Here is a 15,306-nt window from a genome sequence, read left to right as displayed (position 1 = left end):
TCCGATTATTGTTTCTTAGTCCGCTTTTTCTTCGGTTTTGGAATTTCAGCTACTTGCTGAGCGTTGAGCCACTCACGTAACTCTTTTACTTTTCGAATCAAGCACGAAGCGCAGGATTGCGGACGTTCGTCAGTACCTTTTACTCGATTATAAAGTCCGTAGATACGGCTCATGGAATAGCGATGCGTACGATCGACTTCTTCGATTAAGGTTTCTACTTCGGTTTTCAGTTCCGTTAATTCGGTTTTAGATAATTCTTTATTCATTTTTCTATCATTTTACTGTCAATATATTTCAAAATGGCAAACACTACGAATGCCAAAACGACTCCCCACACAAGCATCGTAAACGAATTGATAAGCGATGCACACAAAGCCGAAAAAATCCACGTCAGATGAAAACTCAGACAAGGGCGGCAATTCAGCGGTTTCTGATCAAAAGCCACATGCACTTCGGGTAATGCTTGCGAAAGATTATCACCCAGCCAAACGGCTACCAATGCACAGAGCAATAGAATTGTAATTATTGGAATCATAGTTTTTAGGATATAGATAAAGTAGTCGGAAAATATTCGGATTTATTAAGCAGCAAGTGTTCGATAACGATGCATAAGCTCTTTATTGTTACGAATATCCATCAGTATTTTCGAAATAATATGCTGAATAGCATGCGTTTTGAGTCCCGTAATTTCGGACAGTGTATTATAATTGATAGCAGGCTTCAGGCTGATATACATTTTGAAAAGTTCAAACTCTTTAACCTTATAACGTTCATATACATAATCAAAGACATCCGTTTCGAGAATAATCTGCCGACGTTCCAGCGCCTCATAATCATAATCTGTATCGCTTCGATTGTCGTAAATCATAGGATCGGCATAACGTCGCTCGTGCATCCGTTCTTGAATATAGTTTGTGTAATACGATCGGTGAAAATAGGCTCTGTAATCCTTGATCTTGGCTCCCGTAAAGAGTATTTTTTCGTAAATACGCAGATAGGTATTCGAGAAAACATCTTCTTCGAAAGACATTTTCATAATCAAAAAATTGCGGATAGCATCATGCGTCTCGACAAACCACTGACTGAATTTTTCAGCTGCTTTGCGGTTTGCATCCGTAGGAACAATCGTTTCCATGTCACGGCGAAGAAAATAGATTTTGCCTTTGTTTTGTCCGTTGTTGTTACCAAGTTTCATAGTTATATTATTTTCAATAGATTATTAAAAAAATTTCATTACTACCCCAAACTCCTAAAGGGGCTTTTCAGAGTCCTCCCCTTCAGGGGATAAGAGGGGTAAAAGTTTATTAAAATGGTGTAATTAAATCGGTTTCGAAAAAGTCCTTATTAAATTGTTGCTGAGCCGATTCCTCGTGTCGGCGATTCCGTTCGGTCAGATAATTGCTGTTATCCCAATCCACAGTCAGCGCACGATCGTCGTAAGGTACGTAACGTCCGTTATTCAGATTGTAATTGAACAAAGCCGTTCCGCATTCGCCCAGATGTCTGAACTTCACTTTCTGCACATGAACCTCCACTCGATTATTCACCCGATCACGAAATACCGATAATCCGAAGTCCGCCTTATTGTAAAAGTTTGCCGATCCGTTCACATCGTAAAGCGTTGGCACATCGTAATTCACTTCGCCCGTTTTTTTATTCATTTTGCGAGGATGAGCAACCAGAAAGACCAGCACATTGTTTTTCTGAGCGAAAAGAATCAGCCGATCCAATACCATCGATATGTAATTGGTTTCGGGCATACCGTTCGGAATCTGATGTTCAATCTTATTGTATGGGTCGATAATTAGTCCTTTTATGCCGTTCTTACGAACCAAATACTGAGCTTTGTCCAACACTTCGTCCAACGAGAAATCGTGCGAGGGACAGATAAACGAAAAATTACGATCAATGTATTGCTTTGCTCCCGTGTATTCGTTTGGTTTTAAGTGCCCACGCTCGAAGCGTTTGCCGGTCAATTTCGAAACAAGTTTCGAGAGCAAATAAGTGATCGGAAAATTCTCAGGCGAGAAATAGGCGAATTTCATACCATAACGAAGATTCAGCAGCACAGCCATTTCGTCTACGAACTCGCTTTTCCCGTGTCCCGGAATACCCGTCACGACACACAACCGACCGGTCTCGAAGCTGCAAAGCGAATCGAAATTCTGATGACCGATAGTCATTCCCCGTTGCATACCATTATCGAACAGGCTATCCAGATCGGAGGCATAATCCGACAAGCTGAAAACGCCTTCCATACGAATTTCTTCGGCTTCGTGAATACGGCTTTGCAGCGATCGTTGTCCATATCTGATCAGATGCTCGTTAGCATCCTTGCAATCGTCGCCGTAAGTGACTATCCGACAGCGATGGCTCCCGAATCGGGCAATCAAATCCTGACGCAATTCCGTACCTTTCCTATCGGTATCAACAGCAATATAGATCGTTTCTTTACTGTCGAAATAAGTCTCCATATAAGCATCCAGATACTCTGTACCATTTGCTCCGTTGGGAACAGAAACCGTATGCGCAAATCCGCATTCGATGAACGACAGTGCATCCATTTCGCCTTCGGTGATGATGCACTCTGTGGTATCTCGGATAGCATCTATATTCCAAAGAATAAGCTCAGCATTCGATACAAGTTTGAAACATTTATCAGCCGTGCGATATTTTACGTTTATCAGCTCACCATCACGGAAATAATTGAACTGAATGGTATCGCACTGTTGCCGTTTCTGCGGCATATATTCCAAACCTTCGCTTATGCGCATCGCTCGGAGCGTATGCTGACTGATCTTTCTCGTCTCGAACCATTGAACTACCTTATCCGACAAGTCGGTCGAATTATTCCAAACTGGCTTTGTGTAAGTTTTCGGCTCTGGTTTAAACTCTTTCTCTTTTCCATCAGCCACCCTACCCGACCAACCGCAATAATGGCAATTATACAGGCCTCTCTCCAGATCGACCGACAAGGATTTATCAGCCTTGTTGCGCCGATTGTGGGCACACTTGGGGCATCGTACCTTGACTTTGCCCATAGTACGCCCATTCGGAATGGAAATTCCGACTGAATCGAAGTTTTGCATAAGATTTAATTAGTTGAATGAATACCGAGTAGGAATAGACAGCTTATTGAGCAGAATTACTTTTCACAAAGAGGTTTACAGAAGTACGGTCGATCGTTTTGAGGTAGTTTGCACAGTTTTTATAACGTTGATACGATTCACGAAGATCGATCAGGAATTTTTGCAGCTCAGTCAGATCATAAACCGATTCGCGGATAAAGCGATTCGTATATTCGAATTCGTTGTCCAAACTTTCTCGCGATTCGCCCGAACCTTTCAATACAATATCCTGAACTGCTGTTGCCAGCAAACTCATTTGCGATTCGTAACCACCCGATCGGAAAAAGTTTTCGATAATCGAACGCATTTCTGTTTGTGTACGGGTCATGTCTTCCAATCCTTTTTTCAGTTGTTCTTGTTGCATAATTGTTTTGTCTTAATAGATCAATAATAAACCAATTGATAATTTTCAGTATCCGATCAGTTGATCGGCTTTAATTTGCTTTGCTCGGTGCAAAGCTTCTTTGTTCTCACGGTTATAGGCTTCCAGCACCTTGTTCAATCGGGATGTGAGTACGGCCGAATCCTCGTATAGCAACTCCCAGTCTTCATCCAGTATTTCTGCCGATTTTATTTTTACAACATCCATAAAGACTTCGAAATCGATACATATACGCACTTCTGACACTTCATCATCGATATCAGACAAGCTATCCATATCGCCCGAGCAAAGGCAATCGGTCACATGCCAAACGATTCGATCCATCTGAACTTCGTCGCAAAAACAGTTAATTTTCAATACAGCCATCACTAATCCTCCTTGTATAGTTTATTGATAATTGTGTTTTATTTTGATAGTTCAAATTTACACTAATTAATTTAAATAGTAGAATATTCATACGGAATAATTCAATTTTGAACTAAATTTAGAAATACTTATAAATAATAAATTTGCAGTCAACTAGAGCTCAATAGCTTATATGTAAAAGGATAAAATTGTGAGGCTTAAATAAGGTATAAATAACTAACAACCAATACAATATAAAACAAAAAGCCCCGACTAAACAAAAGCCGGGGCATATAGAAACCTTGCGGTCAGACGATTACTTCAATTTCGATCCACAATTGATACAGAATGGCAAATGTGCGTAATTATCTTGCGAACAATGCTCACATTTTTTTATCAACTGCAAGCCGCAATAACGGCAATATTTGCTTGCAAAAGCAGGTTTAACCGTATTCGTATCAACGTCCATCTTTTCCCAGTTTTTCAATAGAAAATCTTTACCACACGAAGGGCAGACATGCGATTGGAACGCTTTTTCGGCGCGCTCGCCTTCCATACGGCTGGCACGCTCTTCGTTCGAAGCTTTCAGTTCGGCAGCTTTTCGTTCCTGATAAGCACGTAAGCGTTTGATGGCATAGTATCCCAATCCGAGAGTAAGAAGGATACCTACCGTGTAACGTACATAACCTCCATAACTTGGCAAGTAAGGCACTAATCCGAAGAAGAATACATATACAGCAAACAACGAGAATCCCATAAACAAGGGGCTGAATTTGTGCCTACGCTTACGCATAAAGAAGTAAACACCTAGCGCAAGAATAGGCGCTGTAAAAAGCAGTCGAATGAGAAATACCTTCAAATCATAAGATTGAATAGCTCCTTGATATAGTTTGTCTATTCGTCTACCCTCTTCGTAGCGTGTTTCATAAATATCATTATTTTCGATTGAAATAGCTCTGATTTCCTCACTTATTGAATCTGATTTGGCCTGCCAGCTCTGAACAATCTCTTTGTATTCGTCCAGTTTAGCGAGTCGTTTCAATACCTCTGCATCTTGTTGAGCAGAACCTAACGTTCCACGCGTTTTGATCCAGTTGTCAAACGATTCCTGCTCGGCATCTTTATTTGTCTGAGCAGCCGCAATCATTCGCTCAATATTCTGTTTCGACTCGTTCAGGTCTTTAATCTGATTATTGAGTTCCAGCTCTTCTTTATCAAGCTTAGCTTTCAGCTCCTTATCTTCGAATTCGCTACGATTCGGGAATTGAACCGAAGTATCCAGATCACCAATAACATTATTGCCCAACATAATCAGAAAGCCTGCCAGAACAATGGTTATCAGAGCATTTACTATTTTTCGTGTACGGGTAAATTTTTTATCGTTTATATCCATTATTGTATGTTTTGTGTTGTAAGTTGATTATTTTGCGTACAAGATAGTCATTATACAAATACAAGCATCAAGTCAATTGAATATTTCAGAGCAAAAGAAATCTTGTTTTCGCACAAATGCCATTATATTTGTATCCGGTAGTTTTGAATAATTAAGTATAAACAACAAATAACATTTTAGAATTATGAAATCTAAGAAGAACTTAATAATTGGGATAATAGCCGGAATAACTGTTTTATTCGGAATTTTTTCTTATAACGGATTAGTGGATAAACAAGAAACAGTTGACAAACAATGGGCAAACGTACAAAATGCGTATCAGCGTCGTGCCGATCTTATCCCTAATCTTGTATCAACAGTGAAAGGTTATGCTAATCACGAGGAGCAAACATTGATAGGCGTTGTAGAACAACGTGCTAAAGCAACTCAAATGACTATCGATCCGGCTAACTTGACTCCTGAGAAATTGAAGGAATATCAGGCTGCGCAAGGCGAACTAAGCTCGGCATTGGGTAAATTGATGATGATTCGCGAAAATTATCCTGACTTGAAAGCAAATACAAACTTCTTACAGCTTCAAGACGAATTGGCAGGGACTGAAAACCGCATCAATGTTGAACGTAATAAATTCAACGAAGTAGCTAAAACTTATAATACTGAAATCCGTAAATTCCCTAAAAATATTATAGCAGGATTTGGAGGATTTACACAAAAGGCATATTTCGAAGCTGATCAGGCAAGTCAAACTGCTCCACAAGTACAATTTTAAGACCGAGAGTGAAAAGATTACTAAACATATTATTACTGTTTTACGCTTCGTTGGCATTGGGATTGTCGGCTCAAGACCTTCCCGAGCCGATGAAGTCGGAAACGCATCCCGAATCCTACCTCATTGTCAACGACTTTGCTAAAGTATTCAGCGACAGCGAACGTCAGTCGCTAGAAAATATGCTTGTGGCATATAACGACAGTACATCTACACAAATTTATGTCGTTTCGGTCGAAGACCTTCAAGGCTATGCTGCTTCGGATTTTGCTCAGCGATTGGGCGAAAAATGGGGTATCGGTCAGGCTGGGAAAGATAACGGTGTGCTAATTCTTTTCAAACCCCGCAACCAATATGGTCGCGGACAAGTGTATATTGCCACCGGTCGTGGCGTAGAGCATGTTTTGCCCGATGGGCGCACCGGTCGTATTATCGACAATTATATGATGCCTTATTTGCAACGTGGCGATTACTACTCGGCATCGGTTGCGGCTATCGAGGTTATTCAGAAATATCTTTCGGGCGAATTTACTGCCGACCCTAAATCGAAAGGTTTCGATTGGGGCGAACTCATCGTTACACTCGTTTTTCTGGGTTTCCTCATACTATTTATCTACGCAGGATCTAAGAACAAACCACCGCGCAATAACGGCGGATCGGGCAGAAGCCATGGAGGTTTCGGCGGATTCGGTGGCTTTGGTGGCGGATTCGGAGGTGGCAGCCGTGGAGGCGGTTTTGGTGGAGGCTTCGGTGGTGGTGGAGGCGGTAGCTTCGGCGGCGGCGGTGCTGGACGAAGTTTTTAACATATCATAATTAAGTGTTAATTATCAATAGATTTGACCAATACGCATATACTTTCTTATCGATTTTAGCTATCTTTGACTAGATACCAAAGTTATAAACCGCTAAATCATAAGAATCATGAAGAATCTATTTTTTCTGAGCCTGATATTAATTGGATTATCAGCTTGCCAACCATCGAAGAAAGACAATCAACAAATAATTGACGAAGAAAACAGGACTGAAAAGGTTCAAATCGTCTTAAAAGACTACGGAACAGAACCTCTGGTAGTCAATATTGAAGATTACACTTTAGGAAACGAAACATTCCGAACTGCGCTGTGGACCGGAAATAATCTGCAACTGACAGTCATGTCGATTCCCGTTGGAGGCGAGGTTGGATTGGAAATGCACACGGATGTTGAACAGTTCCTTCGCATAGAAGAAGGTGAGGCCGAAGTACTGATGGGAGACGAAAAAGATCAGTTAACTTTCGTTCGAAAAGCAGGTGATGATGATGCTATTTTCATCCCAACTGGTAAATGGCATAATGTTATCAACAAAGGGAATAAGCCCCTAAAGCTATACTCAATATACGCTAAGCCGGAACATCCACACGGAACAGTACATGCCGACAAAGCCGAATCGGATGCTGCACATCATGAACACTGATCAAGATATGAAATAAAATATAAGCCGATTATCGTAAAGATAGTCGGCTTTTTTCGTACCTTTAATTGACCTTAAACTAATAAAACCGGTATGCTATGCAAGAAAAAATACAACTTGACAAGACTACTAAATTCCTGATATTTATATTGATTTTTGTTTCATGGACAATGATCGCATTTATACTATCGGCTCTATTATTCGGATTAGTGTTTGGTATTTTATGGCTGATAGATCTGAATATTTCGGACAATATTCTTATATTAATAACCATCTTTTCGACCATCTGTGGAATGTTAATCTCTTTCTTCATCAATCGTCACAGGCTTAGAAATCCACAAATTATAAACATCGTAATACGTTCTATTTATAGTAATTACAAACGTTATCAACAATATTGTTAATAACTATGTTGATAACTTAGAAACCACATGTTAACAACACTGTTGATAACTATGTTAATAAAGTACATAAACAAATAGAAATGAGAATAATATCAACAAGAGAAAACCCCGAATATAAAGAGCAGATAATAGCATATCTGCAAAGAAGTTGGGCAAAAGTTCCTCCAGAGATATATCGCGATTGTGTAGAACATGGTATTACCTCTTCCAACCCTCTGCCTCAATGGTATGTTTTGGAAAAAGATAATCAGTTAATAGGTTGCGCCGGATTGGTTACAAATGATTTCATCAGCCGCATGGATTTATATCCGTGGCTTGTAGCTTTATTCATCGACGAATGCCATAGAGGTAATGAATATGCTCAGCTACTGATACAGAAAGCAATATCTGATACTCAGAAAATGGGATTCAAGAAACTTTATTTGAAAACGGATCACGTTGGATTGTATGAGAAATATGGTTGGACATATATAGGTAACGGTTACGATCTAGAGGGAACTAAATCGAGAATATACGAGATAGAAATTTAACTTTAGCCAAGCCATGCGGTCTGACATAAATACTGTTTAAGAATACCTATTTTACTTTCTCAATCAAATTCTTCTTCAACCAATCATTGTATAACTTACTCGCTTGTTTCAACTGCTTCCAATCTTGATAACCAGGCTCTTCAGATATAGTCAAGTTGATGATCGTCATCTTTGTTTTATTCGGACTTAATTCGTATAAATCATATTTGATATTTGCTATCGTATCATCTACCACAGAATATCCTTCATAGTCATAACGACGAACGATATTATCTGTCTGGTAATACGACTTATCACGCATAAACTTATATTGCAGGGTATCGTCACTTTGAGGTCTGAGCGAATCTATTTCGTAGAAGTCACAATTATATCCCAAATCTTTAATTGCAGCTATAACTGAATCTTTAGGTAGTTTTATTGTATAAGATTTACCAATATAAACTGTTCCGCTAGGCATTTCCCGCGGATGAGGTATCGAGGTAGCACTAAATGCACAAAATGCAATTATCAGCGTTGAGTAAGTAAGGACTGATCTGGTTAGTTTCCCCCGAAAAAGCGGAAGCTTGAAATCGAAGTAATTGATCATATAATGGCTCAGAGGCAGGATTAACAATGCAATATAGTCGGTATAATCTATCGTACGATAAATTGAAATAGAAAACCACGTATTAATCACATCGATAAACGGGCTAGCCAATGGCGTTTTCCAAACAACGAAAGCCAGTCCCGTGATAAAAGATATAGACTTTCTCAACTTTGGAAAGAGATATGCTACAAATAGCGGAAATATGAATAAACCAGCAAAGTCGGATAATTTTCCGGTAACGAAATTTCCGTACTCATATTTCCAATAAGCATCGTTAACGATCAACAGAAAAAGTCCTAGAATGAAATAAGGATTAAGGATTAAATTTTTATTTCTCATAATTCGATTTATATTCAATTAGTAAGACTCAAGATATGCAAAGCAAATAACTCTTTTCATAAAATTCCCAATTTAATTTTATACAGCTCTACAACAGAAGTAAATACCGGTGTATAAAACATCGACAGAAAAAGGACTGTACAAACAATAACAATTAGATTGAATATCGATAAACCTATCGACTGATTTCCTTTACCAAAAAAACTTCTCAATGTAAATATAATGCCCACAATGCAAAACAAAGGAACCAGCGTTCCTAATATAAGAACAAACGTTGAGTCCCAAAAGCTTTGGATAATATCATCCCAATGTGCAGAAAACAGACCTCCAAAAAGGAGAAAAGCACAAAATCCTGCACCAAAGAAACATATTGTTGATAAAACCGAACTAAGGTCTCTCATAAACTAATCTTTTGATTTGGATCGCTTCTTTTCTTCTTTCAGGTAGTAATAAATGGCATGTCCAGTCTTATTCTTCTTTAAAGCTTTCAGTGATTTATCGTACCCCTGCATCAGTTCCTGCATATTATCTTTTGTAATGGTCCGGATTGAATCGCCTTCAGTCTGAAACCATCCAAGATAACCCATTTCTATTGCCGGAAACATGCCATAGAATTTGACATCAGAAGATGAAAATGTATTGAAGATCCAGATACTGTCATTCGGGATACCTTTTATGTAATCGGATTTATGCTTAATAAAGATTTCTTTCGTATCCGCAGGCTTGAAGATTCGTTCTCCATCGTCCGTTTTAATTTTAATCTCCGACATTGGTTTGGAGAAATGAACTCGCAACCTCTTTCGTGCTACAACCGTATCTCCGTCGGCCGTCACTACATTAAATTTATACTTTCCATCTATTTTCTTTACGTGCATATTCATCCGCATCAGATTCATATGTTCGAACTGCCGTTGCATCTGCATATGTGCACGATGAGCCATCATAGCATGCTGCTGATGCTGTTGTGTAACCCGCTGAGCCTGCATAGCTGCGTTTTGAGCATTCAGACCTATTGCCATCAGCATGAAAGCGAAAGCGAACATAAAGATCAATTGATATTTTTTCATATATAGATTTCTTTTGATAAAACATTTGTGTTTAGGGCTAAAGGTAAAGAATCTAATCCGAATAATAAACGTATCGGCTCGACATTCGATGCTCTGGCAGACTTTGTATATATTTGCCCATATTTTACTTTTCAGATGAAAATATTACTGATAGACAATTACGACTCGTTCACGTACAATTTATACCATCTCATCAAAGCAGCTTCTACAGAAGAGGACTCTATTGAGATCATTCTCAACGATAAGCTCAGTGTTGATACTGCACGGCATTTCGATCGTATCATCATATCTCCCGGTCCGGGTCTGCCATCCGAAGTACCAGTACTGAAAGAAATTGTCCTGACACTAGGTCAACAAACGCCCGTCTTAGGAATTTGCCTCGGCCATCAGGCAATTGCCGAAAGCTACGGAGCTTCGATCTTCAATTTCGACAAGCCGGCACATGGCGTTAGCAGTACAATATCGATACACGATCATTCGGATTTATTTCGCAATATAGATGCTCAAATCTCAGTCGGTCGCTATCATTCGTGGAATGTATCGAAGCAAGGCTTACCCGATTGTCTGAAAATTACTGCAAGCGACATCGACGGAAATATCATGGCTTTAGCACATCGGCAATATCCCGTATTCGGCGTACAATTTCATCCCGAATCGTTCATTACACCTGACGGCAAAACAATCATCAGCAACTTTTTAAACTATCGACAAGTATGAAAGTATCTGATATAAAACTACGCATGAATACGTGCGGAGCATCGAAAACACCATTTCTGTTTGCTGTAGATTTCGATCTTGAAAAAGGAATTTTCATCGAAAATCCGATGCTGCAATCCGAAGTTCTATTCAGAACTCCACTTGGTACCAATCAGACTGATACGGACATCAATTCCACGCAAGCCAACATATCGGCTTCGCCACTTACATACGAAGAATACGAACAACGGCTTAATGCAGTAATGCAAGGGCTGATGCGTGGCGATTCTTATCTAGCGAATCTAACTGTGCGTACCCCTATCGAGATAAATATTCCGCTTGCTGATATATTTCACCGAAGCCAATCTCCATACGGATTATACATTCCCGAGCAGTTTGTATGTTTCTCGCCCGAAAGGTTCGTCAAGATAGCAAACAGAGTGATCTCGACCAACCCGATGAAAGGAACTATCAGCGCCAGCGTACCGAATGCCGAAGAGCATATCCTTGCTGATCCGAAAGAAACTGCCGAACATTGCACAATAGTTGATCTGCTTAGAAATGATTTAGGAATAGTTGCCACAGACATTCAGGTCGAGCGATTCCGCTACATCGACCGCATATCGACACAGAAAGGCGACATCCTCCAAGTCAGTTCCGAAATTACAGGCAAGTTATCCGACGATTATCAATCACGATTGGGAGATATAATTTTCGGTATGCTGCCCGCAGGATCTATATGTGGCGCACCGAAGCGATCGACAGTCGAAATCATTCACCGAGCCGAACCCGAATCGAGAGGTTATTATACGGGCGTATTCGGCTACTTCGACGGTGAGCAATTCGATTCGGCTGTCATGATCCGATTCATTCAGCAAGAAGGCGATAAATTTTTCTTCCATAGCGGAGGAGGAATTACAGTCAATAGTCAGGCACGAGACGAATACGAAGAGGTTTTAGCTAAAATATATTTACCGATACTATGAAACCGACTTTCAGCGAAGCGATCAAACTCCTAGATGCTACGTTCTACAATCTAGCTTATCATCAAGAGCGAATCGATCGTACTCAGGATACTCTAGGCAGAAACAGAATTGATCTGAAAAAGCATCTGCAATCGATACCCGATTCGGCACGAAAAGGTTTGTTTAAATGTCGTATAGTCTATAGCGATCGTATCGAAAGCGTTGAATATATCCCCTACTCGCTGCCGACTATTAACAAGGTTGCGATCGTCATTGACGACGATATTTCTTACGACTTCAAATCGACCGATCGCAGTCGTTTGAATGAACTCCGAAATGAAGCCAAGAGCGATGAAATCATTATCGTAAAAAACGGATTGATTACCGATGGTTTTGCTACTAATCTGGTTTTCGAAGCGGAAGATGGCACTCTCTATACCCCCAAGAGTTATTTGTTATCAGGCACGAAACGGCAATCGCTAATAGATGTAGGACGCATCGAAGAAAGACAGATTTCAATAGAAGACTTAAGGTACTATACTCGCATCCATTTTATCAATGCAATGATCGACCTGGAAGACAATATGAGTATCGAAATAGACGATTTGGTTAAATAACCGAACTATCTTTACGATCAGTAAAATCAACCGATACAGAACTCCAAACTTTCATTTGTCTACACAATAAAAAATCGTTATCCAATTCTGAGATTTCATCACTCTCTTCGTATGGATCTAATGAAAGATAAAACAGTTCGTTATCTTTTAGTAATTTATAATGAGAAACATCGTAGAAAGAATAGTCCGAATCCCATAATATATTATATTTAACGACATCTATACATCTTAATTTCAAAAATGTAGTTGTCTTTGACACTACTTTAAAAACAATATCGATATAAAGAATATAATCTTCTTTATAAATAAATATTGACTCTAGCGAAGAATCACGTAAGTAAATATCATCCAAACGGATAAATCTTTCCGTACTCATAATTTCACTTCTTCAAATATAAAATCTGCACCAATAATATATATACTACCTAAGGTCATTAGTTTATAGGGATCAATCAGCTTACTCGAACTTTTCTTTATCTTCATATCATAAAAATATGGCTCTTTACCAGCATTCAAGAGACAATTATAGTAATAGTCTAAAATACTTTTAGGACCTCTGGCAAATAAGCCACTTTCCGCTTTACAAAGCATCAACAAATCAGTATTGATATATTTTTCAGAGATCAACCCGCCAAAGGTATAAGTATGTAATTCTTTTATCTCTGTATATAATAACTCGGGATTATCTCCTTTGGCTTTAAAATACAGCTCATACGTAGGTTCTTTATATTGCTGAAGAGCAATATGATCAGTATAAAACTTAAAATAATAACCGATATTACTTGAATCTATATTAAAATCTTTATAGTTTTTTATCTTCGCAGCCCAGCGTCTATCTTGTTTCCGGCCATCTAAATCATTCCAAAATATCGAAAATTCAAATAATATATCATCATTATCAAAATTGATCGATCTGACCTTTAAATATCCCTCCTCTTCATATTCCATACTATCGAATATCTCCGCTAAATCTTTGGGTAGAAACTGCCGTTCATTTTCTATTATATTCGAATGATTTCGAATTATGGCATCATACAACTTTCTGGTCTTGGGCGAGAAATCCAATATCGAATCCGTTTCTTCAACATAATCTTTCACTGATTCGAAGACATCCAATTCCGGTTTAAAGATATCCAAGAAAAGATTCAAGTGCTCTTCACGTTCAAACCCCACCAAGCCGATTTCGAAATCTACATTATCAACATACACACCCCATTTCAAAGATTGAGAATATACGCCAATCATCTGACTGTAAATACATTTACAATTGGTATTAAATATATTGTCCCAGCTTTCTCTGAATTGAATATTGTTGTCTATTTTACAAATTTTGCTCGAGCATTTCAAGTCGTTATCATCCAACACTTCTATCGAAATCAATGCATTACCATCAACTTCACGACTAAACTTTGACAAGCAAGGATAAAAAGCCTCATCACTCACGAACGAAGGTTCGAATGCCAGGAAATAATGTATCTTCTCGTCAAATACTTTATTGGGTAAACTTATATCATTAGGGAAAACTGTGTCGTTTGTGCTATCCATCGTTCCAATTATTATTAATTAACCTATCAGCAACCAATGTCTATTATATAAAGATAACTTATTTCGTACAATCAACAACTCTACATGGACATATTTTTGTTAGATTAATTTATCACAAATATCATTTTGGCACACTTCAGAGTCAACAATTATCCATATATTTACAACTACATCAATCCATTAGACAACAAAAAAAGATTAAGACATGAAATACATCTATATTTTTCTAATTTTTATAGCAATGCAAAATTTTGCAACAGCTCAAGACAAGCCAAAGAGTTATACACAAAACCTTGGACAGATGAAAGTCATACAGTTCAACGAGAATCAGGGGATGGCAGATACAAAGATTCTGATCGGTGCCACAACCGAAATATTGGACAATAGCGTTCCTGACAGAAAAATACCGAATGCAGTAAACGCTTTTCTGATTCAAACTGCAGGTAAAAATATCTTAGTCGATGCCGGATTCGGCTCGAAACTTTTCGACAATCTGAAACAACAAGGAATCGAACCCGAACAAATCGACATCGTACTTCTCACGCATATGCACGGAGATCATATCGGGGGCATGTTCAAAGACGGGGAAAAAGCATTTCCAAATGCAAAAGTTTATGTTGCCGAAAAAGAAGCTGAATATTGGAAAAGTGATAAAGCCAACAACCAATTAGCTTTAGATGTTCTTTCAGCTTATGCCAATCAGCTTGTACTTTTCAATCCCGAAACTCTGAATAAACCAGAAAAAGAATTATTACCTAACATCAAGGCTATCGAAGCTTATGGACATACTCCGGGGCACACTATGTTTCTTCTCGATTCGGACAATCAGCAGCTACTTATATGGGGCGATTTAACACATGCTTTAGCCGTGCAAATCCGATATCCCGAGGTAGCAGTAACCTACGATGTAAATCCCGATCAGGCAGTCAAATCGCGTATCGAGACATTGAAATACATTTCTGATAAAAACATAAAAGTTGCAGGTATGCATATACCATTCTCGGGCATGGGAAACGTAACCATCAACGAAGCTGGAGGATATACATTTACATTCCTCACAAATTAAGAGCCTGCAAGCAATAAAAAAAGACCGC

Annotated in this window: 21 protein-coding genes; 9 read left to right on the top strand and 12 right to left on the bottom strand. The window is 38.9% G+C overall.

Features of this window, described 5'->3' with window-relative positions; translation table 11 throughout:
* Positions 1 to 5: 5 nt before the first annotated feature.
* From C1A06_RS00955 to C1A06_RS00925, 7 genes are all read right to left on the bottom strand, one after another.
* Positions 6 to 266, bottom strand: a complete 261-nt coding sequence (locus C1A06_RS00955; protein ID WP_101688344.1) for a hypothetical protein — start codon at positions 264 to 266, stop codon at positions 6 to 8.
* Positions 263 to 535 (bottom strand): hypothetical protein, encoded by a 273-nt coding sequence (locus C1A06_RS00950; RefSeq protein WP_101688343.1) that lies wholly within the window; start codon positions 533 to 535, stop codon positions 263 to 265. The genes C1A06_RS00955 and C1A06_RS00950 overlap by 4 nt, the downstream gene beginning before the upstream one ends.
* A 45-nt stretch (positions 536 to 580) precedes the next feature.
* Positions 581 to 1,195 carry a hypothetical protein gene (locus C1A06_RS00945; RefSeq protein ID WP_101688342.1) on the bottom strand — a complete coding sequence of 205 codons (615 nt, stop codon included), beginning with the start codon at positions 1,193 to 1,195 and terminating at the stop codon, positions 581 to 583.
* 109 nt (positions 1,196 to 1,304) lie between these two features.
* Entirely contained in the window at positions 1,305 to 3,089 is a 1,785-nt protein-coding gene (locus C1A06_RS00940; RefSeq protein WP_101688341.1) for a bifunctional DNA primase/helicase, read from the bottom strand.
* A gap of 43 nt (positions 3,090 to 3,132) precedes the next feature.
* Positions 3,133 to 3,492 carry a hypothetical protein gene (locus C1A06_RS00935; RefSeq protein ID WP_101688340.1) on the bottom strand — a complete coding sequence of 120 codons (360 nt, stop codon included), beginning with the start codon at positions 3,490 to 3,492 and terminating at the stop codon, positions 3,133 to 3,135.
* A 45-nt stretch (positions 3,493 to 3,537) separates the two neighbouring features.
* Positions 3,538 to 3,876 (bottom strand): hypothetical protein, encoded by a 339-nt coding sequence (locus C1A06_RS00930; protein ID WP_101688339.1) that lies wholly within the window; start codon positions 3,874 to 3,876, stop codon positions 3,538 to 3,540.
* A 295-nt stretch (positions 3,877 to 4,171) separates the two neighbouring features.
* Positions 4,172 to 5,248: a zinc ribbon domain-containing protein gene (locus C1A06_RS00925; protein WP_101688338.1), complete on the bottom strand. Its 1,077-nt coding sequence runs from the start codon at positions 5,246 to 5,248 to the stop codon at positions 4,172 to 4,174.
* 184 nt (positions 5,249 to 5,432) lie between these two features.
* Between C1A06_RS00925 and C1A06_RS00920 the strand changes: the two genes are divergently transcribed.
* The 5 genes from C1A06_RS00920 to C1A06_RS00905 all read left to right on the top strand — a co-directional run bounded on the left by C1A06_RS00920 (position 5,433) and on the right by C1A06_RS00905 (position 8,397).
* Positions 5,433 to 6,017: a LemA family protein gene (locus C1A06_RS00920; RefSeq protein WP_101688337.1), complete on the top strand. Its 585-nt coding sequence runs from the start codon at positions 5,433 to 5,435 to the stop codon at positions 6,015 to 6,017.
* Between the two features lie 8 nt (positions 6,018 to 6,025).
* Positions 6,026 to 6,817: a TPM domain-containing protein gene (locus C1A06_RS00915; protein WP_245871977.1), complete on the top strand. Its 792-nt coding sequence runs from the start codon at positions 6,026 to 6,028 to the stop codon at positions 6,815 to 6,817.
* A 118-nt stretch (positions 6,818 to 6,935) separates the two neighbouring features.
* Positions 6,936 to 7,466 (top strand): cupin domain-containing protein, encoded by a 531-nt coding sequence (locus C1A06_RS00910; protein WP_101688336.1) that lies wholly within the window; start codon positions 6,936 to 6,938, stop codon positions 7,464 to 7,466.
* Positions 7,467 to 7,561: 95 nt separating this feature from the next.
* A complete protein-coding gene (locus C1A06_RS14990; protein ID WP_145996311.1) occupies positions 7,562 to 7,867 on the top strand; it encodes a hypothetical protein in 306 nt (101 codons plus the stop codon).
* 80 nt (positions 7,868 to 7,947) lie between these two features.
* Complete coding sequence (locus tag C1A06_RS00905) at positions 7,948 to 8,397, top strand: GNAT family N-acetyltransferase (protein WP_101688335.1); 450 nt, start codon at positions 7,948 to 7,950, stop codon at positions 8,395 to 8,397.
* Between the two features lie 46 nt (positions 8,398 to 8,443).
* Here C1A06_RS00905 and C1A06_RS00900 read toward each other — a convergent pair whose 3' ends face one another.
* Genes C1A06_RS00900 through C1A06_RS00890 form a run of 3 tightly spaced genes read right to left on the bottom strand, consistent with a single transcriptional unit; the run spans position 8,444 to position 10,389 of the window.
* Positions 8,444 to 9,322 carry a hypothetical protein gene (locus C1A06_RS00900; RefSeq protein ID WP_101688334.1) on the bottom strand — a complete coding sequence of 293 codons (879 nt, stop codon included), beginning with the start codon at positions 9,320 to 9,322 and terminating at the stop codon, positions 8,444 to 8,446.
* Between the two features lie 56 nt (positions 9,323 to 9,378).
* Positions 9,379 to 9,723, bottom strand: a complete 345-nt coding sequence (locus C1A06_RS14985) for a hypothetical protein (RefSeq protein ID WP_145996310.1) — start codon at positions 9,721 to 9,723, stop codon at positions 9,379 to 9,381.
* A gap of 3 nt (positions 9,724 to 9,726) precedes the next feature.
* Entirely contained in the window at positions 9,727 to 10,389 is a 663-nt protein-coding gene (locus C1A06_RS00890) for a hypothetical protein (protein ID WP_101688332.1), read from the bottom strand.
* Positions 10,390 to 10,524: 135 nt separating this feature from the next.
* Between C1A06_RS00890 and C1A06_RS00885 the strand changes: the two genes are divergently transcribed.
* The 3 genes from C1A06_RS00885 to C1A06_RS00875 are packed head-to-tail and all read left to right on the top strand — an operon-like array spanning position 10,525 to position 12,667.
* On the top strand, positions 10,525 to 11,106 hold the full coding sequence (locus C1A06_RS00885; protein ID WP_101688573.1) for an anthranilate synthase component II: 582 nt from the start codon (positions 10,525 to 10,527) through the stop codon (positions 11,104 to 11,106).
* A complete protein-coding gene (locus tag C1A06_RS00880) occupies positions 11,103 to 12,071 on the top strand; it encodes an aminodeoxychorismate synthase component I (RefSeq protein WP_101688331.1) in 969 nt (322 codons plus the stop codon). Before C1A06_RS00885 ends, C1A06_RS00880 begins: the two co-directional genes overlap by 4 nt.
* On the top strand, positions 12,068 to 12,667 hold the full coding sequence (locus C1A06_RS00875) for an aminotransferase class IV (protein ID WP_101688330.1): 600 nt from the start codon (positions 12,068 to 12,070) through the stop codon (positions 12,665 to 12,667). The genes C1A06_RS00880 and C1A06_RS00875 overlap by 4 nt, the downstream gene beginning before the upstream one ends.
* On the opposite strand, the gene C1A06_RS00870 is transcribed toward C1A06_RS00875, so the two are convergent.
* Together C1A06_RS00870 and C1A06_RS00865 are read right to left on the bottom strand one after the other, a co-directional pair.
* Positions 12,660 to 13,043, bottom strand: a complete 384-nt coding sequence (locus C1A06_RS00870) for a hypothetical protein (RefSeq protein ID WP_101688329.1) — start codon at positions 13,041 to 13,043, stop codon at positions 12,660 to 12,662. The genes C1A06_RS00875 and C1A06_RS00870 overlap by 8 nt on opposite strands.
* Positions 13,040 to 14,212, bottom strand: a complete 1,173-nt coding sequence (locus tag C1A06_RS00865; RefSeq protein WP_101688328.1) for a hypothetical protein — start codon at positions 14,210 to 14,212, stop codon at positions 13,040 to 13,042. The genes C1A06_RS00870 and C1A06_RS00865 overlap by 4 nt, the downstream gene beginning before the upstream one ends.
* A 241-nt stretch (positions 14,213 to 14,453) precedes the next feature.
* Here C1A06_RS00865 and C1A06_RS00860 point away from each other — a divergent pair, with 241 nt between their 5' ends.
* Entirely contained in the window at positions 14,454 to 15,278 is an 825-nt protein-coding gene (locus C1A06_RS00860) for an MBL fold metallo-hydrolase (protein WP_159461367.1), read from the top strand.
* Positions 15,279 to 15,306 lie beyond the last annotated feature (28 nt).

The sequence above is a fragment of the Dysgonomonas massiliensis genome (assembly GCF_900240225.1).
GTDB lineage: Bacteria > Bacteroidota > Bacteroidia > Bacteroidales > Dysgonomonadaceae > Dysgonomonas > Dysgonomonas massiliensis.
Note: the sequence above shows the minus strand (reverse complement) of the source record. Positions and strands in the feature narration are given on the sequence as shown.